The sequence below is a fragment of the Brasilonema angustatum genome (assembly GCF_059505445.1).
Map to the genome: position 1 here is coordinate 87,477 of NZ_JCACKO010000154.1, position 26,618 is coordinate 114,094.

A 26,618-nucleotide genomic window follows, 5' to 3' on the forward strand; every position below is an offset into this window, starting at 1 on the left:
GATAATGATAAGAATAGAAAAATAGAATGATTTTGATGATTTAAATAACTAATATTTAGCTTTAAAGATTGACATTTTACAACTAGAGTGGTTTCCAAGCAGAATGAGAGTTAAGAACACTCACGCCAGAAGATTGTTGGAGGCACAAGCGTATGGTTGCACTCACTGCTCGTTCTGAAAATACTCAATCCCACGATCGCTTGACTATGCAAATAGTCGATCTTGGGGATGAAACGATCGCTATTCGTTCTCTGGATTGGGATCGCGATCGCTTCGACATCGAGTTTGGATTGAACAATGGTACAACCTATAATTCGTTTTTGATTCAAAGTGAGAAGACAGCTCTAATTGACACCTCTCACCGCAAGTTTCAGCAGTTGTATTTAGATGTCTTGAAGGGATTGATTGACTTCTCAACGCTGGATTATTTAATTATTAGTCATACTGAACCGGATCACAGTGGACTTGTTAAAGAGGTGTTGCAGTTAGCTCCTCAGGTAACAGTAGTAGGAGCAAAAGTTGCCATCCAGTTCCTGGAAAATATGATACATCAGCCATTTCAATCGCTGATAGTTAAGAATGGCGACCGCCTCGATTTAGGCAACGGACATGAGTTAGAATTCGTGAGTGCCCCCAATCTCCACTGGCCTGATACTATTTTTACCTACGATGCTAAAACCCGCATCCTCTTCACTTGCGATGCTTTTGGGATGCACTACTGCGACGATCACACCTTTGATGAAGATCCAGAATTAATCGAAGCCGATTTTAAATATTACTATGAGTGCCTGATGGCTCCAAATGCCCGTTCCGTGCTGTCTGCTATCAAGCGGATGGAAAAATTAGATATCGGCACAATCGCCACAGGGCACGGACCTTTATTACAACATCATTTGTCAGACTGGGTGAGTTGCTATCAGAAATGGAGTCAAGAACAGGCAAAAACAGATACCCTCGTTGCCCTGTTCTACTGTGAAGATTACGGCTTTTGTGACCAATTGGCAAGAGCGATCGCTCATGGCGCCCAGAGAAATGGGGTAGCGGTAGAACTGGTAGATTTAAATACTGCTGAACCTCATGAAGTCCGGGAATTCGTCAACCAAGCCACGGGTTTGGTGATTGGTATGCCATCCCAATCGAATCAAAATGCCCATGCAGCTTTAAGTACCATTCTCGCAGCTGCACACCGTAAGCAAGCAGTCGGACTGTTTGAAAGTGGTGGTAGGGAAGATGAACCAATTTATCCGTTGCGTAATAAGTTTCAAGAAATCGGTCTAACCGAAGCTTTTCCACCCATTTTGGTGAAAGAACCACCAACGCACATCACCGAACAAATGTGTGATGAAGCGGGGACTGATATTGGACAGTGGTTGACTCGCGATCGCACGATCAAACAAATCAAAGCCATAGATAATGATTTAGAACGAGCATTGGGACGCTTAAGCAGTGGACTCTATATTATTACCGCCCAGAAAACAGATGTCACCAGTGCCATGTTAGCTTCTTGGGTGATGCAAGCGAGCATGAATCCTTTGGGAGTTGCGATTGCAGTTGCCAAGGATCGGGCAATTGAATCATTACTCCACGTAGGCGATCGCTTTGTTCTCAACGTCTTAGAGGAAGACAACTACCAAACCTTAATGAAACACTTCCTCAAGCGTTTCCCTCCCGGTGCAGATCGATTTGCAAACATCAAAACCTACCCCGCCAGCAATAACTGTCCCATTTTGGCAGATGCACTGGCATATATGGAATGTGAAGTCACGACGCGAATCGAGTGCAGCGATCACTGGATTATTTACAGCAGCGTCCAAACTGGCAGAGTCGCCAAACTAGATGCCTTCAGCGCCGTCCACCATCGCAAGGTTGGCAACCACTATTAACTGCAAACTACCTTCCTCCCTCACTCCCCTACGATGTACATACATCTCGCTTTTCACCTCACCCTCGCTTTTAGCTGCGCTAAAATCTTTCCCTCTCCGGAGTTCGGAGAGGGATGCCCGACAGGGCAGGGTGAGGTTTTGCGGGGATAAGCGGGTAATTCAAGGACTTGTGTGTACACCGTAGCCCTCACTCCCTTTCTCCCTCTTTCCCTCTCATAGGAGTTTTTAGACAATGCAATTACTCAAAAACATACCAGTCAAACCTGTGAAGCGGGAAAGCTGGTTAAATCTCGGTCGAATTGTGCAAGCACTGGAATTGGTTCAGGACTTGATTGTGATTTCGCTGTGCATCGGGCTATTTAGCTTTATGGTGCTACAAATCCGCGCCATGTTCCTCTCTCTCATCCCCCCGATTCAGTTCCACAGCGTCACAGCAGATATCCTGTCGTTGCTGATTTTAGTAGAGTTATTTCGTTTGTTGATCATTTACCTGCAAGAGCAACGAGTTTCTATTGGAGTCGCCGTAGAAGTGTCAATTGTTTCTGTGTTGCGAGAAATGATTGTACGAGGTGTATTAGAAACGTCATTTATGCAAGTCTTAGCCGCCTGTGCTTTCTTAGTGGTGTTAGGGGTGTTACTGGTTGTGAGAGTTTGGCTACCTCCAACCTTTGAAGGTATCGATCCAGAACACCAAGTCTCAAAGCGATACAAAAACCGCCTCGCCCAAGAAGAAATACCTGAATCTCAGACTCATGTTGAGTTCTGAAAATTTATCCTGTGATCCAACCATCAACAACCAACCCATTACTATACTAATGCAAACTCTAGCCCCCACAACCAGCCGCCCTCGTGACGTTCAAGTTGCTGAAATTACGACTCATACTTTGGTTTTGCGATCGCGCACTTGGGAACGCCTCAAGTTTGAAGTTGAATACGCCCGCCAAAAAGGAACAACAGCGAATTCCTATCTTATCCAAGCTGATCGGACTGCTTTAATTGACCCTCCGGGCGAGTCTTTTACCCAGATTTTCTTACAAGAACTTAACAAACACGCTCTATTGACCCAATTAGATTACATAATCCTCAATCACGTCAATCCTAACCGGATGGCTACCCTCAAAGTCCTCCTCGAACAAGCACCCCAAGTTAAGATTGTCTGTTCTAAACCAAGTGCAAATGTTCTAAAAACGATTTTCCCTGAGTGGGAGTCGAAAATTCACCTGGTTCGTTCCGAAGACACTCTAGATTTGGGACAAGAACATCAACTGCAATTCGTGACTGTACCGACTCCCCGTTGGGCGGATGGAATGTGTACTTACGATTATGCGACCCGTATTCTCTACACTGACAAATTTTTTGGGGTTCATGTTTGTAGCGATGTTGTTTTTGATGAGGATTGGAAGCAACTGGATGCGGATCGCCACTACTATTTTGACTGTCTGCACGCCACCCAGGCAAAACAAGTGGAAGCAGCCTTAGAGAAATTAGCACCCTTAAAAGCCAAATTTTATGCACCTGGTCATGGTCCGATTGTCCGTTACAGCCTCAGTCGCTTTACCTACGATTACCGTCAATGGTGCCAGGAACAGAAAACCCAGGAATTGCGAGTTGCCTTGCTTTATGCCTCAGCTTATGGTAACACAGCGACTTTAGCACAGGCGATCGCTCAAGGGTTAATTCAAAATGGGATTGCAGTCGAATCTATTAACTGCGAACTAGCAGAACCCAGCGAAATTACCCGTGCAGTGGAAGCTTGCAATGGCTTCATTATCGGTTCTCCTACATTAGGAGGTCATGCACCCACTCAAGTTCAAACTGCCTTGGGAATTATTCTATCAGCAGCGACGAAAACTAAACTAGCAGGAGTTTTTGGTTCCTACGGCTGGAGTGGTGAAGCCACCGATTTGATTGAAAACAAATTGTTGGATGCCAATTTTCGTTTAGGGTTTGAAACTATCCGCGTTCGCTTCAGTCCCACTGAGTCCACTTTGCAGCAGTGTCAGGATGCGGGGGCAGAATTTGCCCAAGTCTTGAAAAAGAAAAAGAAGCTGCGTACACCTCGCCAAGCTTTGACAGAAGCCCAAATTGACCGAACACAACAAGCCGTTGGGCGCATCATCGGTTCTCTGTGCGTCCTCAGTTCTCGACGCGGTGACAGCCATAGTGGTATCCTCACCTCTTGGGTTTCTCAAGCTACCTTTAATCCTCCTGGTTTGATGATTGCGATCGCTCAAGATCAAAATGCCGATGCGATTATTCATCCTGGTGATCAATTTGTCCTCAACATTCTTAAGGAAGGACGCAACCTGCGGCGATACTTTTCTTATCGCAGTACTCCAGGAGACAATCCCTTTGCTGAGTTGGCGACTCAAAGTGCTAACAACGGTTGCTTAATTCTCAGTGATGCCCTCACCTATCTGGAATGTACCGTCCAACAGCGGATGGAATGTGGCGATCGCTGGTTAATCTACGCAACTGTAGACGAGGGCAAAGTTTTAGAATCGATAGGCGTGAGTGCGATCGAGCACCGCAAATCAGGTAGCTATTAAGTAGATGGGCGTAAATAAACAGAACTATATTGCAATGGGGAAAGGGGGAAAACCTTTTCCCTTACAAAAGGTTACATACTTCGGGAAAATTAGTACCAACCTACTTAGACCTGTTGCAAAAGTACCAATTGCTATGACTTGGGTCAAAGTTAAAGACGTAGCGACATAACGTACCATTTGACTTTTTGGCTCTATTGTTGATTTTTGCTAGGTCATTTCTTGCATATGCGACTCTTCGTCGGTCGGGGAGCGCTTTGCCATGCTGTACTAGCAAAATATTCTCTGTCAGTTTTTGCAACACAACGTTTACCCTGACCAGAATACTAGCAATTTTTTCTATTTCTATCCCAAAGGTGCATAAGGTGATCGGTGCTGACATTTATATAAGAATGTAGAACAAAAGCTAATTCATGTTTAACTTCTGTTCTGCAAATCAACTAAGGATTCACGCAGACAATCAAATTTTTGTCAATGCGTCAGTCCAAGTTACAGCTTCAATAGTATTTGACACTAAACCAACACAAGGAGAGAAAATCGCATGAACAGCGATAATCAGTTTGTCCAGTTTGTCCAACAAGTCTCTCAATCCCAAGAGCTACAACAGCAAATCCAGCAGGGAGTTCAAGGGGAGCGGGAAGGCTTTCAAGCAGCTGGGGAGAGCTTTTTGAATAAGGTAGTGGAGTTAGGTAAAGCAAACGGCTACAATTTCACCACAAATGAAGTTCAACAGTGGTGGCTCAGTCGTCTCGAAAGCACCGGGGAAAGCGAGTTGTCCGACGAACAATTGGAGGCCGTTGCAGGTGCGAGCAAGACACAACAAAGGTGTGGTATTCCTACGGGCGGTCGTATGGTCGCCTGCCCCCCTAGTCTTTGACACTAAACCAACACAAGGAGAGAAAATCACATGAACAGCGATAATCAGTTTGTCCAGTTTGTCCAACAAGTTTCTCAATCCCAAGAGCTACAACAGCAAATCCAGCAGGGAGTTCAAGGGGAGCGGGAAGGCTTTCAAGCAGCTGGGGAGAGCTTTTTGAATAAGGTAGTGGAGTTAGGTAAAGCAAACGGCTACAATTTCACCACAAATGAAGTTCAACAGTGGTGGCTCAGTCGTCTCGAAAGCACCGGGGAAAGCGAGTTGTCCGACGAACAATTGGAGGCCGTTGCAGGTGCGAGCAAGACACAAGGGTGTGGTGTAACGCGGCCCCTCGCCTGTCGTACGGCAAGTCGTATGGTCTGTTGATCTGTCCATAGGCGCAGCAGTACGCCAACATACCCGATTGTTTTCTACATAATATTGATATATCAATGTTTGGCGCAGAATATCCACAACTGGTATTTGCCGCAACCATTGAGGTATCGTTTCATCGTCGTAGAAAACGTTCAATATCAGTAGCCAACCACAATTTTGAGACGCTTAATTAAGTTGGAGGAGGTTTTAGTTCATGACTGTTTGATGTTGCTTAAGCAACCCGAACTTCTTCGTGGACTTACTTACTTTCAATTGTCAAGCATGTTGTGACTTTTACGAAAAAATGGCCACAATTGTGAATCAGAAAATGATCACATACATTGTGGCATATCTTGGCTTTTTTAGTCATTTTATCGTCAAAGTCACACATTTTCTTTAAGCGGAAGAAAGAAACAAACAGGAAAACAAAAATGATGGTAACGGAATTTGATCTAGCAAATATTGTCGCTTGTGCCAGTTCTCTTTCAGAACGCCTTAGCAAGAGTTTACTTAATGTTGACACTACTCAAGTCAATGAACAAAAGGAAAGCTCGGAGCGCCTAGACCACTGGTGTCAGGTGGTGGCACAAGGAAACTGGGAAAAATTTCAGAAGCGATTGTACTGGGATGGGTTGGATCTGGATACAGTACGTTTAGCTATGAGCTTGCCGCCTTCTGCTGAGAATCAAATCTTATCCAATTGGGCAGTAACCTTACAGGAAATTATCCAAACGGCTTCGGAATGGAAATTCAAAACTGAAAAATTTCAATCCCTCATTCCCATTGACTCTGAAAAGCCACTACCGTTTGAAGACCTGCTACTACCTGCAATATATGTAGCACGGAAAAAATTACTAACTTGTCTAAGTTCTGGATCGTTATCTGTTAGCTATTTACCCTTAGAAATACTTGAAGCAAAAGCTTACCTAAAACTGGAACACAGCTTACTATCTGAACTAGTGAATCTGTGCAAGAAAACACTGGAATTGGAATTTTCTCGTTTTCGTCCCTCTCAGTACAGTTTTCTCAATCTTCTAGTAACAGATATAAAACTTACACTCCACAAAACTCATTACGAGACTTTCGTGCAGAAACTTTTGCAGGATGGACTGTTGACTTTTTTCCAGAAATATCCAGTGCTGGCAAAATTGATAGCAACTCAAATTGATTTCTGGGTAGAAGCGACAATAGAGTTTTTGCAATACTTAAAAGCGGATTTAGCTGAAATTCAGCAAATATTTCAACCAGAGGGAGGAAGTTCGGTTTTAGGAAAAGTTATTGCAATTACGCCGAATCTATCCGATCCTCATAAGCGAGGACGTTGTGTAATTGCTCTTACCTTTGAGTCGGGACTGAAGCTCGTCTACAAACCCAAGGACTTAGGCTTAGAAGTTGCCTACAATCAGTTTTTAGACTGGTGCAATCAGCACTTTGCTTTTTCTCAAGAGTCTTGCCAAAACCTCATTCAAAATTCCCATCCACTTTTCAAAACCTTCAAGGTACTCAACCGCCAAACCTATGGCTTTTCAGAATACGTAGAGCAGTTGCCTTGTGAGGATATAGCAGCGGCGCAGCGCTTCTATCAGCGCTCCGGGATGCTATTGTGCCTGCTGTATGTTCTAGGCGGGACTGACTGTCACTCCGAGAATTTAATCGCCAACGGCGAACACCCAGTGCTAGTTGATATGGAAACACTGATGCATCATGAATCAACAGAGATGGAAGACGCCCTCGAACAACAGCAAGAGGTGGTCGTCAAGCGAGCTTTTTGGGATTCAGTCCTTAGGACTGGACTCTTACCTCGCTGGGATTTTAACAAGGATAACCGCATCGCCTACGATATCAGCGGTTTGGGTAGTGCTGGCGCAGATTCAATATCCCCTTGGACTGTACGGCAATGCAAGTATGTCAATACAGATTATATGCAATGGGTTCATGAAACTGTTGCTATGCAGCCAGACAAAAATTCGCCGATTTTGAATGGGCTTCCCCTGTCGCCGAATGATTATCTTGAGGAGTTGGTTGACGGTTTTGAGCAGATGTATCGCTTTCTGCTCGGATATCGGCAGGCACTATTAGTAGACGCACCCTCCCTTAACCTCCCCGATCTTGAAGAGGTTGGCAAAACCCGAAATCAGTCAAATCCCTTGGCAGCGCTGCAAGCTCAGCAAGTGCGGTTTGTTTTCCGTGATACCAAAGTTTATAGCGTCATTTTACAAAAAACCCTGGCTCCTGAATTTCTCCAGAATGGGGTTGAGCGGAGTATTCAACTGGATATCTTAGCTCGTGCTTTTCTCATAACTGTAAATAAGCCACAAGCTTGGCCGATTTTACACTCAGAACTGAGGGCGATGGAGCAGTTAGATGTTCCCTATTTTGGGGCTTCCTCCGATAGTGATGCCCTCACCGTTGGACTAGAGCAACCGATTGAGGGGTATTTTACAGCACCCAGCTACTGCCAAGTCATCTCCAGGCTAAAAAAACTTGATGAAACTGACTTAGCTCGGCAAGTGGCTATTATCCAGGCAAGTTTTTACGCCAGAGTGGCGCGAACGCATGAAACTGAGCAGGTTGGTGCACTCTCAGCTTCAAAAGCTGCCGATTATTCAACAAAAACTTCTTTAACCCGTGAAAAGTTGTTCGCGTCTGCAAGTGCTCTTGCAGAAAAAATTAGCTCCCAAGCCATCCGGGAAGCAGATGGCAGTGTCTACTGGATTGGTTTAGGCTATATTCCCAAAGCCGAGCGATTGCAACTTCAAACTCTGGAAGAAAATCTCTATGATGGCAACTGCGGTATCGCCCTGTTTTTGGCGACTTTGGATCATCTCAACGACAGTTGCCAGTTTCGCGAGCTTGCTTTAGGCGCTCTACAATCCATACGAAAAGTTTTGCAGACAGCCGACGCCCAGTTAACTCAAAGACTGGCTAAAAAAATTGGTATTGGTGGCGCTACAGGCCTTGGTTCGATCATTTATTCTTTAGTTACAATCAGCCACTTTCTTCAAGAACCAGCGCTCAAAGAAGATGCTCTGCGAGTTGCTGATTTAATTACGCCCGAACTCATTGCCATTGACCAAGAGTTGGACGCGCTTAGCGGATCTGCGGGTGCAATTTTAGGGCTTCTATCACTTTATCACCAGACAGCCCAGCAGGCAGTTTTAGATAAAGCGATCGCCTGCGGCCAACATTTGCTAGCACATCGTATTAGCATTGATGGTTCCCCTAGAGCTTGGAAAAATTTTGAACATATACCATTAACAGGTTTCTCCCACGGAGCTGCTGGCATTGCCTATGCTCTATTGCGGCTTTATTCAGTGACACGCGAGCCTGCCTATAAAGAGGCAGCCCTTGAGGGCATCAGCTACGAACGCAGCGTATTCTCGACCTCAGCCGGTAACTGGCCCGACTTCCGTTCCTTTGCTAACCAAAACCAAAACGGTCTACCTACGTTTAACGTCAGTTGGTGTCATGGCGCTGCTGGAATTGGCTTGGGACGGTTGGGTAGTTTGTCGATTTTAGAGATGGATGAAATTTATCAAGATGTGGAAGTGGCGCTACAGACTACTCAAAAGTATAGTTTACAAGGGATAGATCATCTCTGCTGCGGCAATTTTGGTCGCATTGAGGTACTCCTACTAGCAGCCCAAAAACTATCCCGTCCAGAGTTACAAGAAATGGCTCTACAAAGAGCGGCTTGGGTAGTAGCCAGAGCAGAACACAGAGGCGGGTATCAACTATTTCCTAACTTGCCCAGTCATATTTTTAGCCCAAGTTTCTTCACTGGAACTGCTGGGATTGGTTATGGGCTGCTGCGATTAGCGTACCCAGAAGTACTGCCTTCGGTACTGTTATGGGAATAATTCCTTTATTACAGTTATGCAAATGTTTTTTGATACAAGTGAGTTTGAATTTACAGCAACTTTAGAAGCGAATTGGTTACTAATCCGCCAGGAATTAGAGCAGCTTCAACAATGTCATTTTGTTCCCTGGCCTGAAAAATTTCTTTACGAAAACACCTGGGAAGTTTTTGGTCTGTATCATTTTGGCACAAAACTCAAGGATAACTGTCGATTATGTCCAAATACAACAAGGTTAGTCGAAATGATACCAGGATTAACTACAGCAGGGTTTTCTTCCCTAGCACCAGGAACTCATATCAAACCTCATGTTGGTTACTCGAAGAGTGTGCTGCGTTGTCATCTGGGTTTAATTGTCCCAGACAAGTGTATGCTCCGCGTAGGAAATCAAACTAGGAACTGGCAAGAGGGCAAGTGTTTAATTTTTGACGATACGATAGAACATGAAGCTTGGAATTGTAGCGAGAAAATTAGAACTATTTTACTCATTGATGTAAAAAAGCCAAAGGCGATGTTGAATCGTCAATTTCAACAGAGTTTTTCGGTTGAGCTAGCTAGATTTATTCGCGATTTAACTAATTTTAGTGTGGAAGTATTCTAGGACAATTAGCACTTTGTATATGTATACGTTGACTTGCATCGATAGTCCTTTTACAGGGCTGATTTATCAAGCATTTACCTTTCCGCGATTTCGTCCTCGGTTACAAGCCTTGAAACCAGAAGGCTTGACAATAGCGATCGCAGCTTCTGACTCGAATCAGCCGATTGGTTTAGCACTAGCTGAGATTGAACCCGATGGTAAATCGGCAGAGGTGCTTTCTATTTTTGTGGAACCAGATCATCGTCGTCAGGGAATTGGCCTAGCTCTTTTAACCCGTTTGGAACAAGAGTTATTTTCGCGAGGTTGCATAAGTGCCGAGTTGGTTTACACTACTGGTCAACCAACCACGCCAGCCTTGGAACGTCTGCTGCAAAAGTGTAATTGGGCATCACCCCAGGCCCGGATGCTAGTGTGCAAAGCTAGCTTTCCGTTCATGAAGGCTCCCTGGCTGCGAAAAGTAACACTTCCAAGTTCTTACACAATCTTTCCTTGGGCAGAAATAACTCAGGATGAACGCATTGCCATTCAGCAACAGCAGGAAGTATCTCCCTGGATACCAAAAGATTTGAATCCTTTTAAATACGAAGAGAACTTTGAGCCTTTAAATAGTTTGGGTTTGCGTTACCAAGGACAGGTTGTTGGCTGGATTATCACTCATCGCCTTGCAACCGACACCATCCGCTATAGCTGCGGTTTCGTTAACCCAGATTTGCAAAAAAGGGGCGTGTATATTTCTCTAATAGCTAACGCTATTCAAATTCAATCCAAAGAAAAGATTATCAAGGGGATTTGGACTGTTCCTCTGGTTTATACCCCGATGGTTCATTTTGTGAAAAAACATATGGCTCCCTACTTGACTTCTCTAGAGGAAACTAGGGGTTCCTTTAAATTATTTAGTGGTAGCTTTCAAGAAACACAGGGAACAGGGAACAGGGAACAGGGAACTCTTAACACTGAAGAAGGAGGATGCTGTTTCTTTCATTCATAACGAGTGGCGCGCCACCCGTGGAGCGCTCACATCTTGCACCAAGAAAAGTTGATTTTTATTAGTCACTCAGTATTAAACCAACAATCCTTTCTTGAGCGAGAAAAGCCAATAAAAATCATGTAGCTTTATCGCAATTTTTTTTAGCTTGTACGGTTTTATACGGATAGGTGCAAGATATGAGGAGGCGCTGACGGTCTTAACAAATAAATATGCAACGCCAGACGCGCATTAGCTTATTTTCTGGTCGTCTTTTACAAGAACTATCAGACATAAACAGCTAAATAAGAGTTTTACTGGATTCAAAGCGCCACTTTTTAAAACAATAAAACCACCCAATCCCATCAAAACAAAAGGCACAAGATAATTACCGTATTGAGTGACAGTTTCAGCTATTCCTTGTTGATTTGTTAATTTGTATGCGGAATAGCACCAAACTCCTATTAACATAAAGAATACGACTAGAATTACCAAAAAACTTCCGAAATCACTACTAGCAAATAATGGTATGTAGACACTAATGTTATCGCTACCATTAGCAATGGTGACAGCAGCAACACTGTAAGTCTGAGGGGAAAGAAAACTAGCAAAAGTCGAATCTTCTGATTGTTCGTTTGCGGTTGCTTCTTCTTCTGAATCTTCTTCTGGGTTCACCAAACTACTAATGCCTATAGCAAGAGGTATTAAACCTAATAATCCAATCCAGTTTGGCGATAAGATGAATCCACCAAAGAAACCGGGGAGACTGGCAATGACAAGTGCTGTAAAACCAAGGTACTGACCAACAATAATATGCCTACGAGTGAAGGTAGAATTAACCTGAGAAAAAAAGAGCAAAAGGATAATAATATCATCAATATTCGTGGCGGTGAAGGCAACTATTCCCGTGCTAATTCCAGAGATTAACCCACTCATATATATGATTTTATTTTTTATATATAATTTATAGGCTTGATAACATCATATTTTCTTCTCAATGACCATAACTCAACTTTGGACGGCTTTCACGGAAGCTGTCATTGCCTTCGTTGCTACCAATATTGATGATATCCTGATCCTGCTGCTATTTTTCTCACAAGTAAATGCCAATTTTCGGCGACGACATATTGTATTTGGTCAGTACCTTGGTTTTACAGCTATCATCATTGCTAGCTTACCAGGATTCTTTGGTGGCTTGTTCATCCCGCGAGAATGGATAGGATTCCTGGGATTACTACCCATAGCAATTGGTTTAAAGCTATTGGTAAATAAAGAACAAGAAACTACAGAAGTTCAAACAGTCACTACTGATTTTCAGCCCTCCTCACATAGTAACCCCATACTGTCTTTTTTCTTGAGTTTTTTACACGCCCAAACTTATCAAGTCGCAGCGGTAACACTTGCTAATGGCGGTGATAATATCAGTATTTACATACCCTTATTTGCTGGTAAGAGCTTTGCTAGTTTGGGAGTAACTTTATGCGTATTTTTTGTCTTGGTAGGCGTTTGGTGTGCTGTTGCTTACCTATTGACTCGTCAAAGAGCGATCGCTAACATTTTAAGCCGCTACGGTAGAGCCGTTGTTCCTTTTGTGTTGATTTGCCTTGGTCTTTTTATCATGTACGAAAGAGGAACATTTAGCTTGATATTACACTCAAACTGGGGCAACTAACTTGTAACTCGCCATAAGCAAGATTGTGTAAATGATAAACCGCAGTGGACGTTGAGGCGCAAGTTGGCAAAGTTTAGCACCAAGCAGTACCCCAGGTACAGAGCCTAACCATATTGGTAAGACCAAACTCCAGTCAACTGTCCCAAGGGTGAGGTGTCCTAAGGAAGTGAACAGTAATAAAATTGCGGCTTGTGAAATATCTGTACCCACTAACTTACGAGTCTCTAGCTGGAAAAAGCCAATCAGCACCAATGCAAACATCGAACCGGAGGAGACACTTGTTAAACCAACCAAACAGCCTAAAACTGCTCCTACGCTCATTGCAGAAACACGACCCAGCTTTGTTTTCAAGTCAAACTTTGGTAGTTCTGGTAATTTAAAATCAGGGAAAAACGACAATAGCAGCAGTTGTGCGAGTGCTGCCAAGGTCACAAATAAAATCATCATTCCAACCAAGTGCAGCAGAATGTCGTCTAAGTTCTGCTCTCCTGTTTGTTTGACCAAATGCAAAATTCCTACCCCAAAAAGCGATCCGGGAACGCTGCCAAATGCTAGCCACTTCACCACTTGCACATCGACGGTTCGTTGCTGCCAGTGCTGATAGCCGCCGACAAATTTCATCAGCGTGGCAGCCACAACATCAGAACTCACAGCAATCGAAGGAGGAACCTGGAAGAAAAAAATGAGCATTGGCGTAATCAGAGATGCTCCGCCAATGCCTGTTAAGCCGACGACAATACCAATAAAGAAGCTCAATAGGGGTAGTAATGAGTAATGCATATTGCTGTTCTAGAAAGGGTTAAAGGTGTTTTATCTCTGACCGGAAGTCAGCTTGGTAGATGCAAACCCCTTTCGCTTGATAAATACAATAATTCTATGTCCTTACCGTACTTTAACTCAAAAAGTGAGCGAACGTCTAGCGTAATCGCACAGACGAACAATATATTATTATTTACACAAATAATAAAAAAGAGCTTGAGTTCTTTTGCGCTGTGTGAACGGGATGTAGTCAAAACTCGTTGGTAGGAGGGAAGAGTTATTTAGTAGCTTTCGCTATATTTCTTGGGTTAGGAACCGTTACTTCAGATTGTCCAATAATTTTCCTAGCTTCTTCTTCAGGATTCGGGGTTGTGCGCCGAAGTAAAGTATATGTAGTGGTAAGGTTGATTCTTTGCCCAATTTGCAGGGTTTTTAGTGGACTAAGAAATTCAAGCTCCACGAAAGCATCTGGAGCTGAATTGGTATAAATTTCAGTACTACTTTCCTGATCGGGATAACTAACCCCAGGTTCTCTGGGTGAGTCAATGCGGACTACAACTTTTTCTCCAATCCATAACAACGTACTCGCATCACAGCCTATCTTGTGGGATTTTTTCGGATCACGTGTCAATGACAGCATCCCGTTTTCCACCTTTAAGTTGGCTGGTAACTCCTCGGATTGTCTGTTATATCCTTGAGGAAAAATCGAAGCTTGGGGTAGGGCAGCGTATACACCCACTGGATGACGCAACTGTGTAATCACCCATACCGCAATCTTTTTTGGCTCACCTTTGACCTTTTCATAACTTGTCGAAATAGTCATCACAGGTTTTTGTGGATGGAGTCGAATCCTGCGGTAAGTCCGAATGCCGTAAAGTGGATCTATGGGAGAAATTAGCGTCACTTCGCTGCCGTCAACCTTTGCCTGAACTGGTATGGAATCAAAACCTGTCGGTGGAGGCCAATCTCGCCCCATGATTTTTGTCCAGTCCGACTGAGGAGCAGGCCAAGTTTTATCACCCCCAAAATTAACCCATTTTTCTGATGCGGGATTGGGGGCTTTGCCAAACATTTTCGGATTTTCCCAGAATGTACCTTCTCCATCTATTAATCGAAACTGCATGACCCGCCCGATTGCTGGTACTATAATTGCTTCTACTTGACCATTACTCAAAACCCAGGAGTCTCGCCAGCCTTGGTAATTAGTCTTTACTACCGTAATTTTTGCATACTGTGATGGAGCTTTTTGGTTCGGGATCTTCGCAGTGACTTGTCCCCAACCCACAATAAAAACCGTTAGTAATAAAGCGAAGCAAAATAGATTCCACGTTTTAGCCTTCATCGTTCATCCTTGGGCGGTTGCACTCCCGCCACTAAGAGACGAATACGATAAACACTCTGACCTGCTGTGATGTAAAGTGTTTTGTAGTCTTTGTTACCCCAAGCTAAATTTGTTACCACCTCTGGCACGAGAATTTTACCCAGAAGCTGACCTGTTGGCGAGAAAACCCACACCCCTTCTGAACCGCTACAGTAGATATTGCCTTGGGCATCTACCTTCATGCCATCGGGTACACCTTTGTCTTTGGGTCCAGTTAACTCTGCAAAAACCCTGGTGTTAGTTAATGTGCCATCTGAATTAACCTCGAAAACACGGATGTGTCCTTTTTCTGAATCACTAACGTAGAGTTTTTTCTCATCAGGAGAGAACGCGAGTCCATTAGGACGCACCATATCTTTGTTGAGCAAAGTCAAGGTTCCATCTGGTTTCAAGCGATAGATACCATAAAAGCCAAGTTCTTCCTTCTCCTTACTAATACCATAGGGCGGGTCAGTGAAGTAAATGCTACCATCTGACTTGACTACAACATCGTTGGGGCTATTGAGACGCTTACCCTGGTAGCGTTCAGCCAAAACGGTTATTTGACCGTTTTTTTCTGTGCGTACAAGCCGGCGGTCATGTTCAGCAGTAATTAAACGTCCTTCCCTATCGAACGTATTGCCGTTGGGATTGCCAGCAGGACGACGATAGATGGATATTTTACTGTCAGTTGTCCACTTATAGATAGTATTAGCGGGAATATCACTGAAGAGTAAAAAGCCAAGCGGATGCCAGACGGGTCCTTCTGTAAACTTTAAACCATCAGCCAACTTTTCTAGCTTGGTGTTGCTGCTCATGATGGTTTGTAAATTAGCGATCGCTTTTCCCTGACTCTGTTGTACGGTCAAAATGCTCACTAATAAACTGTAGGCAGCTATTCGTAAAGAAAATTTTTTCACAATCACCTACCTTAAGCCAACTCAGATCTTGCACCATACTTTTCGTCCGCCAAGAAATAAATTTCTTGGCTCAAAGTCCAAGTCCGTTAAAACGGACTGGGTAAGTTTTTCAGTCCGTTTTAACGGACTTGGGTTATTAGCCTTGAACTTCAGTTCAAGGCGTATCAGCCGGAGGTGCAAGATCTGAGCCAACAAACATTTGATTCGTTTCTTTTGCATAAAAATTTGTTATTTGCTTCTTTGATAGCGGTTTTGATAATGACCAACTCAGTTATCAGTTATCAGTTATCAGTTACCAGTTATCAGGTAGGAAACGGACTCGTCCACCCTTTGTTTACTGTTTACTGTTTACTGTTCACTGTTAAGTGATTATAGTGATCGAACAAGTTTTCTTACTTTACCATCACTCTTAGACGTCACATAGATTTCTCCTGCTTCGTCTATGCCAAACCGGATATCAGAACGTTCACTGCCAGCGATTTTGAGAAAAGAAGTTTCTCGTTTGCCGTCAAAAAGTCTGAGTTCTTTTATCTTTGCCTGTTTACCATTAACGAGTTGATTGACAGGCACATGAAAAAAGCGCCCATCATTGCCAAAGTCCCCAAAAATATATTGACCTACCAATTCTGGAATCGCTTTGCCCCTGTAAACATAACCCCCGGCGATCGCCACCGCATAATAGCCTGACCAATTAGGTGGTTTGTCATGCTCATATTGAGCAACAGGATATGTGTAACCATAATCAGCATCATTTTTAGGTAATGGAAACAGGACATTCTCATTTTTTTCATCAATAACCCAAGTTCCTTCACGGTTTCCCCATCCGTAATTAGCACCTTTGATGCCAAGATTCACTTCTTCGATAAAAGCTTGACCAATATCGACAATCAACATTTTGCCTTCGCCACCCATATCCCAGCTAAAACGATGGGGATTACGCAGTCCATAAGCCCAAATTTCCCCTAGTTTTTTTGGACTAATATTTGGACTACCATCTTTAACAAAAGGATTGTCCTTGGGAATGCCATATTTGCCATTAGTACTATTATTGCCAAAAGGGTTAATACGGAGTATCTTACCAAGGGGAGTGCCGAGGTCTTGTCCATTATTCAAAGGATCTGTATGGCTGACAGGAAAGCCATCGCTCCCACCATCTGCCACTGCAATATACAGCATCCCATAATCTGCATTTCCAGGTTTAGCATTAGGATTGAAGCTTAATTGCCCTATATTATGATCTGGGTAGGGTTTTTCAATACGAAGGATTTCCCGAAAAGTTCCAGAAAAAGTATTAGCAGTAGGATTGGTAGCTTTCCACTCGCGAATCACTTCGTGATGAGAACTTTCTATAACCTTGCCTTTGCTATCAAAAATTGTTTTCGTGACTGGAAAATCAGGAATTCGATTATTTTTTTCTTCGCTATGGATAGTGTAAAAAATTCCATTTTTAGCAAACTCTGGATGAAACGCAAAATAGGTAAAACCCTGTTGTGAAGTTTCATCGCTAAAGCCTGGGCAAACTAAATTTTTTAAATTCATGTATACAGAAGCTTTGTCGTTCATAATGATATAAAGCTTGCCACGCATATCATTAACAAATAACCTTCCACTACCATCACCTACATGGCTTAAAAGATTCAATCGCGCCACTCTCTCGCGTCCTGTTCCACTTATGGGAATTTGCACAACTTCTTTTAGCCCTACACGGAGATTTGATTTTTCAAGTTTGACGGGAATGGGGTTTGTAATCTGGGCAGAGGAAATACTTGAAAAAGCCAAAATTGAAAACAAAACAGAGCAGATACAAAAGAAAATGTATAATTTTTTCATTTAGGTTATGAATTTAGAGGATATTTGGAAGATCAAAAAAAGCCCATGTAACGGTATTCTGTCAGTATAAACAAATGCGACAGCGTTACACGAGCCATGTCTAATATCTGACTACTGAGCTTCCACTACACCACGAAACATGTTTATACCACAGGTAAATTGATATTGCCCTGGTTTTTTAGGGTGAATTCAATCGAGGTAACATGATTGAAAGCCAAATCTTGAGCTTTGTGCTTATCGGGACTTAAACAAAAAAAGAAATAAAAACAGAGTATGATACTTTCCTAGCATAGCTTTCACATCAAAGTAATATCCCATGAAAGAGACAACCCCCACAGCGATGCCACTCACATCTCTGAATTTTTTTGAAATAATTACCAACTTATGACCCGAAGTTGGCAAAACGCTCAAGGTTGATGATGCCGCTCACCATTTCCACGAGAAATTAATACTTTTCGCCCCCATTCCAACTTTTGGCTCTTTCGTCAAGTGAAAGCACAAGAACTAAAATGCTTACCTAATACAAGCTACTAAGCTTTCAGTACTTCATCAAAACCCAAAAGCCGACAAAGGGCTGAAAGATAATTATATCAATATTTTTGACAGAGTTGGCACTAAATAACAGCTTCCCTAGCATTAGGCGGAACACGAAACCGAAACTTTTGGCATCCAATGGCTAACACTACCCCTACCTGAATCCTTACATTTTTGGCATAAAGGGAGCGATATCACCACTCATTAATACAGATTTTGCTTGCTCTCCAACAGACAAATTTGTAGCTTTAATAGAACCTCCAGAGAGAATCACTCCCTGGTTAAATATTGCATTTTGTCTATTCTTTAAATCAGAAGTATCTATATTTTTATTTTCTAAAAAATTACATATGCTATCTATAATTTGGCGTTCGATAATTTTCAAATACATTTCCTGATCGAGCTGTTGAAAATATTGATTGTAGATGGAAGGACTTGCTAATTCACGTACACTGTTAATTGCTCCATAGTTGTAATTTGGAGTTTCCCTAATTATACGTCTCATTGTTTTTCGTTGTTGCTGAAGTTGTTTTTTGCTGTTGGCTTTATTCCAAATATTAAGTATAGATAATGGCCAAAGAAGAACAGTTTCAAGCACAGAACTTATTAATAATGACATTAGCTTGTCAATAGTAATTTCTGGTTCTATAGCATCAACTAAGTATAAGTAATATTCATTTTTAACAGGACAAAGTACAAAAAAATTTGTTTCTATAAATAGTTGTTGATTAATTTTTCTAATTCTCAAAAAAACCGAAAGTACTAACTCTCCCTGCCAAGTAATTACTTTAATATGTTTGTAGTAACGAATATGCTCCGTAGTCGCATTGACAAAACTTTTAACGTATTTATCATCAACTTGAGAAGATGGACGACTAAATATATCAGGTAATAATACGCTGTTTCCTCGAATTTCTTGTCCATTTACACATAATTTATCTTCAATGCTTAATTCAGATAATTTTAGTTCTCTGATTCTATTAACTACATATTCGTATAATTCTTCTATTGCAAACGGAATAGGAGTTAGAGTTTTTTCTATTATTTCTTTTCCCTTACTAATATTTAGAACAAAAGACCATCCACCTAGTTCAAAACCGCAACCTACAAAGGGAGAATATCCTCCATAAACGATAATATTACTATTTTGTTTTCTGGCTATTTCCTCAAGTTTTATTTTTTCATTTTGAGTGAAAGTTAAGTTTATATAATTTGGATCAAAATTACTTTTAGCTAAGGTTTTGGCAATGATTTCATAACGAAGTTTCCATGCTTCTGAAAAAACAAGTATTAAAGCGAGTAGAAAACATAAGATAAAAATGAATACCCATTCATCATTTGGAAGTAAAACACTTACACAAGCCAGTAGGAATATAAATGCGAGAAATTTATGTTTATTCAATTCTCTTTTTTGTGCTGCGAGGCAGTGTTTAAGTACTGTTGATAAATCAACTCCATGACATATCGCAATATCCTTACAGTCTTCCTTAAAAATTAGTTGAATTACTGAATCACGAAACGTCGGGCTAAGATAGGCAGCAGCACAAAGATATCGAGTAGTATCTGTCTTAGTTAAATTCATCTCTTTTAATAATTAGCTATCCTAAAGTGGCAGAAATATTTGAGCAACTTGGTCAGAGGTTGTATAGTATAGATACAAAACCGATTTGAGATTTTCCGGAAATTTTATACATAAATTTCATTGTAGTATCGTGCGCATGTAAAAATGTTCAGTAGAGGCAGCACCTTAACCGGAGCTACCATTAAATACAAACAAGTTTACAGAGTTTAATCAAAACAAAGAACTTATTATGAGTAATACGGCGAAAAATGAAGGAATCATACAGCATGGTGGTACAATTAATGCTGAACAGCTTGCGGTAGGCAGATATGCAATGATTAGTGGCACTGTTACCAAGACCATTGGTCAACTGCAAGAATCTGATGCCTCAGAAGCACTGAAACTGGCAGAACTGTTGAAGGAGTTGCAGACAGCGATTGAGGCTGAAGCAAATTTGACACAAGAGGATAAAGCTGAGGCGTTGGAGCAGGTAAAAGTCTTAGCAGAAGTGGGTCAAGAGTCTAAAGAAGGAGTAATGCAAAAGACTGCAAAGAAGGCTATTACTATGTTGAGAGGGACTATTTCAGTCCTACCCACTACAGCCAGTTTAGTTGAAGCGTGTAGTAAGCTGTTACCCTTGATTACTAAGTTATTTGGTTTAGGGTGAAAAAAACACCTTTTAAACCTCAAGCAAGTAGCAAACTACGAAATCTTGTGTCGCAGTATGGGTAAATACATTTCACTCCCAAAAAGGAGAGAAATGGTAGAAAGAGGGTAGAGAAAATGGATAAGTTTTGGAGAGGAGGCTTACTAAGTACAATAAACACAAATTATACTTAGATCTCAAAAATTTGGTTTCCGACGAAAACTAGCCTTTTTAGGGTGAGTTCCACCAAAGGGCATTTTGGTAGAACACACGCCCAGAGTGGTAAAGATCCTTTACAATACCAACAAATAACCGAATGTTGGTATTTTAACCGAAACATGCGATAAACTTATTTTTGGGATGATATACATTCCGGGAGCTTTGCGTATGTCTGCCATCAACGTAAAGGAAGACCCCCAACTATCGAAAGTTGGTAAAGTTGAAAAAGCTCTACACAATTACAAATGAGCGTGAATGCTCTTTTCCTAGGGTTTTGAGGGAGCATCCCAATTTTGCAAAAACACGTTTGTCATTCTGAGCGTAACAAAGTGCGTTTGCCCTAGAGGGATGAGTGTTCACAAATCATTTAGGATTGCTATGGATTAAATAGTTTTGGGACGGAAATTACGCAAGCGCAAGGCATTAGTCACGACAGACACAGAACTAAAAGCCATCGCTCCTCCTGCAATAATTGGGTTGAGCAACCAGCCAAAGATGGGAAACAAAATGCCAGCAGCAATAGGAATTCCAGCAACGTTGTAAATAAAGGCAAAGAAGAGATTTTGACGTATATTACGAATCGTGGCGCGGCTGAGTTGAATGGTGGTGACAATGCCTTGCAAGTCTCCAGAAATTAAAGTGATATCACTGGCTGCGATCGCAACATCTGTCCCTGTACCAATCGCTATCCCCACATCTGCTTGAGCCAAGGCAGGTGCATCATTGATACCATCACCCACCATTGCCACAATAGAGTGCTGAGTTTCTTTTTTTACCTCTTTTATATATGACTTTCGGTCACGCTGCGCTAACGCAGTCCTTTGCTCCCCTGCTCCTCTGCTCCCCTGCTCCTCTGCTCCCCTGCTCCCCTGCTCCTCTGCTCCTCTTCTTCTTCTCTCCTCTGCTTGAAGAGATTGAATCACTTGTGCTTTTTGGTCTGGTCGAACTTCGGCAAAGACGCGGGTAATGCCAACTTCACGGGCGATCGCCTCAGCAGTTTTGCGGTTATCTCCCGTCAACATCACTACCTCTAAACCGAGCTTGCGTAGTGCTCTGACAGCAGCTTCACTGTTATGTTTTAAGGCATCTGCAATACCCATCAATCCTTGCATTTCGCCATCTACAGCAATCAAAATCGCAGTTTTGCCAGCAGCTTCCAACGCAGCTTTGTGTTCACTAAGGGCATCAGTGTTAATTTCCAGTTCCTCCATCCAGCGTTGTGTCCCAATTTGGACAAGCTGGTTGGAAACAATAGCTTGGACGCCACTTCCTGCAATTGCCTCAAATTTCTGCGCGTTACCTAAATCTACCTGCTGTGATTGAGCATATCTCACAACTGCTTCAGCTAAAGGATGCTCAGAATTTCTCTCAACTGATGCGGCTAGGTGCAGAAGTTTTAACTCATTACTATCCCTAGTACCGTTGACGGTAACATAGTCGATGACAGTGGGTTTACCTTGAGTCAGAGTTCCAGTCTTATCCAGCACAATCGTCTGAATTTTGTGTGCCAGTTCTAAGCTTTCTGCTCCTTTGATTAAAATACCGTTTTCTGCACCTTTACCTGTACCCACCATCACAGAAGTGGGGGTTGCTAAACCCAAAGCGCAGGGACAAGCAATGATCAACACACTGACTGTTGTGATCAGGGCAAATGTCAAATTGCCGACGATGTTAAACCAGATGATGAAGGTGGCGATCGCAATACCAATAACCACTGGTACAAACCATCCCGTCACAGAGTCTGCTAATCTTTGAATGGGAGCCTTTGAGCCTTGAGCTTGTTGCACGAGTTGAACAATTTGAGCCAAAACGGTATCTTTTCCTACTCTCGTTGCCCGGAACTGAAAGCTACCTGTTTTATTAATTGTCGCTCCTATAACTTCGTCTGGTGGCTGCTTTTTCACTGCGACACTTTCGCCGGTAACCATTGATTCATCAACAGTAGAAGCGCCTTCTATCACTTCTCCATCAACAGGAATTTTGTCACCTGGACGCACCAAAATCACATCACCAATCTGAACTTCTTGAATGGGAACATCAATTTCCTTGCCATTGCGGATAACACGGGCATCTCTAGCTTGTAAACCAATGAGTTGGCGAATGGCATCACCAGTCTGACTCTTTGCGCGATTTTCAAAAAGTCGCCCCAGCAGAATGAGTGTGATCACAACCGCTGCTGTTTCGTAGTACACCTCTGGCATTAAGCCTTGGTTGATCAAGAAGTTCGGGAAAACAGTTGCAAACAACGAGTAGAAAAATGCGGCACTCGTACCCAATGCAATCAGCGTATCCATTGTTGCTGTGTGTTGCTTCAAGGCTTTCCAGGCGTTTACATAGAACCTATATCCACACCAAAACTGTACAGGTGCAGTCAACACCAATTGAAACCATCCCTGAGAAAGCCAAGCAGGAATCAAGGGTAGCTTGAGTCCTGTCATCATAGACAGCGAACCCAACACAAGTATGATACTGACAACACCTCCTACCCAAATTTTACGGGTGAGATCCTGTTCTTCAGCACTCCGAGAAGCTTTTTCAGCATCCGATTCTCCTGTCAGCATTTGTTGTTCTTGGAGTGAGTAAGCTGAGTATCCTGCATCCTCTACAGCTTGTTGAATCTTCTCCAAGCTGGTTTTTCTCGGATCATACTTGACACTAGCTTGTTCTGCACCAAAGTTGACATTAGAGTCAATCACTCCAGGAACAGAACGAATTGCTTGTTCAACATTTCTGGCGCATGACGCACAACTCATGCCTCGTAGTTTGAGTGTGAGGGTATCCATTTGACAAACTCCTTTGCACCCTTGAGAGTAGTAGATATCAAAAATCAGGCAACTGTATATCCAGCTTGTGTAATCGCTTCCTGAATTGCTGTTTGAGAAGCGTTAGTTTTCACGGACACAATTTTGGTTTTGGGATCAGCTTGAACAGTTGCGTCAGCATCAATTGCTTGAACTGCTTTGGTGATAGTGTCTGCACAAGCAGAACAAGCCATGTTGGGGACTTGAAGTTGTAGTGTCATAAAGGTAAATGATTGATTATCAGTGGTGTGTAGTTACAAACAACGTGTTTCGTCTTGAATCTATCTTAAATTCTCTAGTCAACTGGAGAGTCAAGAGGATATTGTTCTAGAGCGCCGGTACATTAATAGCAAAAACCCGGTTTCTTCGAGTTGAGCATACGAAATATCAAGTTTTCCGACAGGTATATCCAAACTGCGAAGAAGTTAGAAACGCGATCGCTCAATTCTTTGCATAACAAAACCTCGCGAAAGTCAAACTTTCCGCGAGATCCTGTAAAAAATTAAGGTCTTTGATCTTGTGAAGTACTAGCTACTTTTTTTAAAATTTATTCAAAAGACAAGGTAGAAGGTTGAGAGATTTTAACTTGGTGGAAATCTACGTTCAGCTTTCTCGACATATTGGTATGAAGTACAACAACAGAATTGTATTATGTTAGTTGCCCCTTTGTAAGCGGCAGAGAAATAAAACTTACAAGGAAAAGAACCACGGTTCCGCTAAAACCACGCAATCTTGCCAGTGGTGCATAAGTTGAACGCACTTGCAGCTAATAATTATACAAGGACTTTTTTCTGGGGTGGTCGATGAATAGTTTGCGTGAGAGGTTTGCCAATTGGGACAAAGATAAGCGAAAGCGACGAAAGCTGATGAGGTGGACTGTTATCTTGCTTGCCTTAATTGGAGCGATTATCGCTTTTGCAAAATTGTATCCCTTCGAGGGGGTTCCCGAGTGGACTGGAATTGGGAAGGATTCAAATAAATCAGAAACCACAGAAGCAGAATTAAATCCCAAAACAAAAGAAATCATTAAATTGACGTATAAGGAAACCGAAAACTTTCAATCTGCAAAAACGTTGTGGGATTGGTTGGTGCCTGGTGGTGCGATCGCTATTCCTTTTGCGTTATTGTATTTTGAGCGGAGGGAGCAGAGGCGATCGGAGGAGCGCACCAAAGAAGAAAAAGAAATAGCAGACAACAATTTACGTGAGCAGGCAGTAGAAGCGTATATCGACCGAATGTCAGAATTGTTGATTGATAAGCAGTTAAAAGAACTAATTAGTAAAGAATTAAAAGAAGAAGATCCCGAATACCAAAAGCAAGAGATACTGCTTGACATAGTGCGTGTCAGAACATTGTCGGTGCTGCGGAGGTTGGCTGAAGATGGAGAACGCAAGGGAAGCGTTATTCTTTTTCTGATTGATGCAGAACTTATAAGCCATGTGGATTTAAATGGTGCCCACCTCGAAGGTGCCCACCTCAAATTCGCCCACCTCGAAGGTGCCGACCTCAAATTCGTCCACCTCGAAGGTGCCGACCTCAGAGGTGCCGACCTCGAAGGTGCCGACCTCGAATTTGCCCACCTCGAATTTGCCCACCTCGAAGGTGCCGACCTCAGAGGTGCCGACCTCAGAGGTGCCCACCTCAAACGTGCCGACCTCAGAGGTGCCCACCTCAGAGGTGCCCACCTCGAAGATGCCCACCTCGAACGTGCCCACCTCGAACGTGCCCACCTCGAACTTGCCCACCTCGAATTTGCCGACCTCGAACTTGCCCACCTCGAAGGTGCCAACCTCGAAGGTGCCTACCTCGCAGGTGCCGACCTCAGAGGTGCCAGCCTCGAAGGTGCCTACCTCGAAGGTGCCAACCTCGAAGGTGCCAACCTCGAAGGTGCCAACCTCAGAAACATCAAAAACCTGGAATCCGTTCAAGTCAATCTCGCGAGAAATTGGCAGGGAGCAAAGTACGACAAGGAATTTCGTGATCAGCTTGGGCTACCACCGGAACCAGAGAATGGTAGTAGCTGATTAGCACCGTTCCGAAACATTGCTCAATTTGACATCCCCCCCAGCTATCGCGGCATGGGAATTCCCAAAACTCACATTTTGGGCAAAACAACAATTGGGGTATATACGGCGATTAGCAATGCTAGCGCTCCCTGTGTCCTCCGGACACGCTACGCAAGCGGAGCGTCGCAAGCACGCTTTCTCTCTTGCCATTCATGCAGATGACCAAGACTGCTCACAATTGGCTGAACGTAGCTAAAAAACAACTTCCCGCGAACGATTAATTAATCGTTTCAAGTTTATTCAGCCCGCCCACGTGGCGGTTTTTTTATTGGCACCGGAACCGTGGTTCCGTCGCATTTTCTCAGTCAATCAATCCACTGGATATCCTCTAATTCGGCACCGTTAACGGCTTGCCATTATCTTCAGGTTTCAACGAAAGCAAAAATGGCACCGCTTTTTCCACCCAATTCTTAAGTGGTGTAAATAGGGCTGCATCCTCGCCGTAGCACATTTCCAGCATCTTGGTGTGAATGATGCCGGGATTGAGGGGAATTGCTGCCATGCCAGCAGGTAGTTCTTGCGCAAGCGATCGCGTTAGTCCTTCGATTGCCCACTTAGAGGCGCAGTAAGGAGCAACTTCTGGCGAGGTCGATCTCCCCCAACCCGAACTGAAGTTGACAATAATCCCTTGCTGGCGTTGAATCATCGCTGGCACGAAGTGACGAATCACATTAGCAACGCCTTTGATGTTAACGTCAATTAACTGCGAGAATTCATCCGATGGTATTTTCCACAGGGGTGCTGGATGATTCACTAAAGCGGCATTGTTGATCAATAAATCGGGCGAGCCATAGGTTGTGAGAATTCGCTCGACCCATCCTTGCACAGTTGATTCGTCCGCAACATCGACACAAGTGAAATCATGAGGAGCAGCAAAGCGCTGGCATAATTGTTCCACAGCTGTAGTTGAGCGGGTACACCCAATCACCGTATGTCCTCGTGCAATAAACTGTTCGGTCATGGCTAAACCTAGACCGCGACTCACGCCTGTAATCACAATCTGCTTGGTCATCCAGATATTCCAATCGCGTTTTTTATTTATGTAGAAGTTTAGCAGTGATATCGCTTTGGGGCGATCGCATTTACAATGTTGAAATCGATGTCAGGATTTGACGAGTTTGAGTTAGATCTAACTCGCTACAATGGTATTAGAAATTTGTAGCATAAT

General features: G+C 43.0%; 22 protein-coding genes. 12 read left to right on the plus strand and 10 right to left on the minus strand.

Features of this window, described 5'->3' with window-relative positions; all coding sequences use genetic code 11:
• Positions 1 to 152: 152 nt before the first annotated feature.
• The 3 genes from AC5JM2_RS34030 to AC5JM2_RS34040 all read left to right on the plus strand — a co-directional run bounded on the left by AC5JM2_RS34030 (position 153) and on the right by AC5JM2_RS34040 (position 4,432).
• The gene (locus AC5JM2_RS34030) at positions 153 to 1,883 is read left to right on the plus strand and encodes a diflavin flavoprotein (protein ID WP_495840337.1); all 1,731 of its coding nucleotides are present in this window, start codon (positions 153 to 155) and stop codon (positions 1,881 to 1,883) included.
• A 232-nt stretch (positions 1,884 to 2,115) separates the two neighbouring features.
• On the plus strand, positions 2,116 to 2,649 hold the full coding sequence (locus tag AC5JM2_RS34035) for a phosphate-starvation-inducible PsiE family protein (RefSeq protein WP_210613495.1): 534 nt from the start codon (positions 2,116 to 2,118) through the stop codon (positions 2,647 to 2,649).
• Between the two features lie 49 nt (positions 2,650 to 2,698).
• Positions 2,699 to 4,432, plus strand: coding sequence for a diflavin flavoprotein (locus tag AC5JM2_RS34040; protein WP_495840388.1), 1,734 nt, complete (start codon positions 2,699 to 2,701; stop codon positions 4,430 to 4,432).
• A gap of 100 nt (positions 4,433 to 4,532) precedes the next feature.
• Here AC5JM2_RS34040 and AC5JM2_RS34045 read toward each other — a convergent pair whose 3' ends face one another.
• Positions 4,533 to 4,811, minus strand: coding sequence for a hypothetical protein (locus AC5JM2_RS34045; protein ID WP_495840339.1), 279 nt, complete (start codon positions 4,809 to 4,811; stop codon positions 4,533 to 4,535).
• 159 nt (positions 4,812 to 4,970) lie between these two features.
• On the opposite strand from AC5JM2_RS34045, the gene AC5JM2_RS34050 reads away from it, so the two are divergent.
• From AC5JM2_RS34050 to AC5JM2_RS34070, 5 genes are all read left to right on the plus strand, one after another.
• Positions 4,971 to 5,306, plus strand: a complete 336-nt coding sequence (locus tag AC5JM2_RS34050; protein ID WP_495840341.1) for a hypothetical protein — start codon at positions 4,971 to 4,973, stop codon at positions 5,304 to 5,306.
• Positions 5,307 to 5,336: 30 nt separating this feature from the next.
• A complete protein-coding gene (locus AC5JM2_RS34055; RefSeq protein WP_495840343.1) occupies positions 5,337 to 5,672 on the plus strand; it encodes a hypothetical protein in 336 nt (111 codons plus the stop codon).
• A 419-nt stretch (positions 5,673 to 6,091) separates the two neighbouring features.
• On the plus strand, positions 6,092 to 9,520 hold the full coding sequence (locus AC5JM2_RS34060) for a type 2 lanthipeptide synthetase LanM family protein (RefSeq protein ID WP_495840345.1): 3,429 nt from the start codon (positions 6,092 to 6,094) through the stop codon (positions 9,518 to 9,520).
• Between the two features lie 16 nt (positions 9,521 to 9,536).
• On the plus strand, positions 9,537 to 10,118 hold the full coding sequence (locus tag AC5JM2_RS34065; RefSeq protein ID WP_495840347.1) for an aspartyl/asparaginyl beta-hydroxylase domain-containing protein: 582 nt from the start codon (positions 9,537 to 9,539) through the stop codon (positions 10,116 to 10,118).
• A gap of 19 nt (positions 10,119 to 10,137) precedes the next feature.
• Positions 10,138 to 11,106: a GNAT family N-acetyltransferase gene (locus AC5JM2_RS34070; protein WP_495840348.1), complete on the plus strand. Its 969-nt coding sequence runs from the start codon at positions 10,138 to 10,140 to the stop codon at positions 11,104 to 11,106.
• 228 nt (positions 11,107 to 11,334) lie between these two features.
• On the opposite strand, the gene AC5JM2_RS34075 is transcribed toward AC5JM2_RS34070, so the two are convergent.
• Positions 11,335 to 12,018 (minus strand): cadmium resistance transporter, encoded by a 684-nt coding sequence (locus AC5JM2_RS34075; RefSeq protein ID WP_495840350.1) that lies wholly within the window; start codon positions 12,016 to 12,018, stop codon positions 11,335 to 11,337.
• Positions 12,019 to 12,085: 67 nt separating this feature from the next.
• Here AC5JM2_RS34075 and AC5JM2_RS34080 point away from each other — a divergent pair, with 67 nt between their 5' ends.
• Positions 12,086 to 12,754, plus strand: coding sequence for a cadmium resistance transporter (locus tag AC5JM2_RS34080; RefSeq protein ID WP_495840390.1), 669 nt, complete (start codon positions 12,086 to 12,088; stop codon positions 12,752 to 12,754).
• On the opposite strand, the gene AC5JM2_RS34085 is transcribed toward AC5JM2_RS34080, so the two are convergent.
• The 5 genes from AC5JM2_RS34085 to AC5JM2_RS34105 form a co-directional block, all read right to left on the minus strand.
• Positions 12,737 to 13,534, minus strand: a complete 798-nt coding sequence (locus tag AC5JM2_RS34085; protein WP_495840352.1) for a sulfite exporter TauE/SafE family protein — start codon at positions 13,532 to 13,534, stop codon at positions 12,737 to 12,739. The genes AC5JM2_RS34080 and AC5JM2_RS34085 overlap by 18 nt on opposite strands.
• Positions 13,535 to 13,790: 256 nt before the next feature.
• Positions 13,791 to 14,855 carry a DUF4380 domain-containing protein gene (locus AC5JM2_RS34090; RefSeq protein ID WP_495840354.1) on the minus strand — a complete coding sequence of 355 codons (1,065 nt, stop codon included), beginning with the start codon at positions 14,853 to 14,855 and terminating at the stop codon, positions 13,791 to 13,793.
• Positions 14,852 to 15,793, minus strand: coding sequence for an SMP-30/gluconolactonase/LRE family protein (locus AC5JM2_RS34095; RefSeq protein ID WP_495840356.1), 942 nt, complete (start codon positions 15,791 to 15,793; stop codon positions 14,852 to 14,854). The genes AC5JM2_RS34090 and AC5JM2_RS34095 overlap by 4 nt, the downstream gene beginning before the upstream one ends.
• A 369-nt stretch (positions 15,794 to 16,162) precedes the next feature.
• Positions 16,163 to 17,572 carry a PQQ-dependent sugar dehydrogenase gene (locus AC5JM2_RS34100; RefSeq protein WP_495840358.1) on the minus strand — a complete coding sequence of 470 codons (1,410 nt, stop codon included), beginning with the start codon at positions 17,570 to 17,572 and terminating at the stop codon, positions 16,163 to 16,165.
• A 751-nt stretch (positions 17,573 to 18,323) separates the two neighbouring features.
• Entirely contained in the window at positions 18,324 to 19,739 is a 1,416-nt protein-coding gene (locus AC5JM2_RS34105; protein ID WP_495840360.1) for an AbeC-like domain-containing protein, read from the minus strand.
• A 229-nt stretch (positions 19,740 to 19,968) separates the two neighbouring features.
• Between AC5JM2_RS34105 and AC5JM2_RS34110 the strand changes: the two genes are divergently transcribed.
• Positions 19,969 to 20,385, plus strand: coding sequence for a hypothetical protein (locus AC5JM2_RS34110; protein WP_495840362.1), 417 nt, complete (start codon positions 19,969 to 19,971; stop codon positions 20,383 to 20,385).
• A 581-nt stretch (positions 20,386 to 20,966) separates the two neighbouring features.
• Here AC5JM2_RS34110 and AC5JM2_RS34115 read toward each other — a convergent pair.
• Both AC5JM2_RS34115 and AC5JM2_RS34120 read right to left on the minus strand, forming a co-directional pair.
• Positions 20,967 to 23,366 carry a heavy metal translocating P-type ATPase gene (locus AC5JM2_RS34115; protein ID WP_495840364.1) on the minus strand — a complete coding sequence of 800 codons (2,400 nt, stop codon included), beginning with the start codon at positions 23,364 to 23,366 and terminating at the stop codon, positions 20,967 to 20,969.
• A 44-nt stretch (positions 23,367 to 23,410) separates the two neighbouring features.
• Complete coding sequence (locus AC5JM2_RS34120; protein WP_495840366.1) at positions 23,411 to 23,605, minus strand: heavy-metal-associated domain-containing protein; 195 nt, start codon at positions 23,603 to 23,605, stop codon at positions 23,411 to 23,413.
• Between the two features lie 582 nt (positions 23,606 to 24,187).
• Between AC5JM2_RS34120 and AC5JM2_RS34125 the strand changes: the two genes are divergently transcribed.
• Together AC5JM2_RS34125 and AC5JM2_RS34130 are read left to right on the plus strand one after the other, a co-directional pair.
• Positions 24,188 to 25,408: a pentapeptide repeat-containing protein gene (locus AC5JM2_RS34125; RefSeq protein WP_495840368.1), complete on the plus strand. Its 1,221-nt coding sequence runs from the start codon at positions 24,188 to 24,190 to the stop codon at positions 25,406 to 25,408.
• Positions 25,409 to 25,436: 28 nt separating this feature from the next.
• The gene (locus tag AC5JM2_RS34130; protein ID WP_495840370.1) at positions 25,437 to 25,646 is read left to right on the plus strand and encodes a hypothetical protein; all 210 of its coding nucleotides are present in this window, start codon (positions 25,437 to 25,439) and stop codon (positions 25,644 to 25,646) included.
• 132 nt (positions 25,647 to 25,778) lie between these two features.
• On the opposite strand, the gene AC5JM2_RS34135 is transcribed toward AC5JM2_RS34130, so the two are convergent.
• Positions 25,779 to 26,462, minus strand: a complete 684-nt coding sequence (locus AC5JM2_RS34135) for an SDR family oxidoreductase (RefSeq protein WP_495840372.1) — start codon at positions 26,460 to 26,462, stop codon at positions 25,779 to 25,781.
• Positions 26,463 to 26,618: the final 156 nt, after the last annotated feature.

Excerpts from the sequence above, each read along its gene's own strand:
- AC5JM2_RS34030 (WP_495840337.1), top strand. The coding sequence starts at position 153 with ATGGTTGCACTCACTGCTCGTTCTGAAAATACTCAATCCCACGATCGC.
- AC5JM2_RS34035 (WP_210613495.1), top strand. The coding sequence starts at position 2,116 with ATGCAATTACTCAAAAACATACCAGTCAAACCTGTGAAGCGGGAAAGC.
- AC5JM2_RS34040 (WP_495840388.1), top strand. The coding sequence starts at position 2,699 with ATGCAAACTCTAGCCCCCACAACCAGCCGCCCTCGTGACGTTCAAGTT.
- AC5JM2_RS34045 (WP_495840339.1), bottom strand. The coding sequence starts at position 4,811 with ATGTCAGCACCGATCACCTTATGCACCTTTGGGATAGAAATAGAAAAA.
- AC5JM2_RS34050 (WP_495840341.1), top strand. The coding sequence starts at position 4,971 with ATGAACAGCGATAATCAGTTTGTCCAGTTTGTCCAACAAGTCTCTCAA.
- AC5JM2_RS34055 (WP_495840343.1), top strand. The coding sequence starts at position 5,337 with ATGAACAGCGATAATCAGTTTGTCCAGTTTGTCCAACAAGTTTCTCAA.
- AC5JM2_RS34060 (WP_495840345.1), top strand. The coding sequence starts at position 6,092 with ATGATGGTAACGGAATTTGATCTAGCAAATATTGTCGCTTGTGCCAGT.
- AC5JM2_RS34065 (WP_495840347.1), top strand. The coding sequence starts at position 9,537 with ATGCAAATGTTTTTTGATACAAGTGAGTTTGAATTTACAGCAACTTTA.
- AC5JM2_RS34070 (WP_495840348.1), top strand. The coding sequence starts at position 10,138 with ATGTATACGTTGACTTGCATCGATAGTCCTTTTACAGGGCTGATTTAT.
- AC5JM2_RS34075 (WP_495840350.1), bottom strand. The coding sequence starts at position 12,018 with ATGAGTGGGTTAATCTCTGGAATTAGCACGGGAATAGTTGCCTTCACC.
- AC5JM2_RS34085 (WP_495840352.1), bottom strand. The coding sequence starts at position 13,534 with ATGCATTACTCATTACTACCCCTATTGAGCTTCTTTATTGGTATTGTC.
- AC5JM2_RS34090 (WP_495840354.1), bottom strand. The coding sequence starts at position 14,855 with ATGAAGGCTAAAACGTGGAATCTATTTTGCTTCGCTTTATTACTAACG.
- AC5JM2_RS34105 (WP_495840360.1), bottom strand. The coding sequence starts at position 19,739 with ATGAATTTAACTAAGACAGATACTACTCGATATCTTTGTGCTGCTGCC.
- AC5JM2_RS34110 (WP_495840362.1), top strand. The coding sequence starts at position 19,969 with ATGAGTAATACGGCGAAAAATGAAGGAATCATACAGCATGGTGGTACA.
- AC5JM2_RS34115 (WP_495840364.1), bottom strand. The coding sequence starts at position 23,366 with ATGGATACCCTCACACTCAAACTACGAGGCATGAGTTGTGCGTCATGC.
- AC5JM2_RS34120 (WP_495840366.1), bottom strand. The coding sequence starts at position 23,605 with ATGACACTACAACTTCAAGTCCCCAACATGGCTTGTTCTGCTTGTGCA.
- AC5JM2_RS34125 (WP_495840368.1), top strand. The coding sequence starts at position 24,188 with ATGAATAGTTTGCGTGAGAGGTTTGCCAATTGGGACAAAGATAAGCGA.
- AC5JM2_RS34135 (WP_495840372.1), bottom strand. The coding sequence starts at position 26,462 with ATGACCAAGCAGATTGTGATTACAGGCGTGAGTCGCGGTCTAGGTTTA.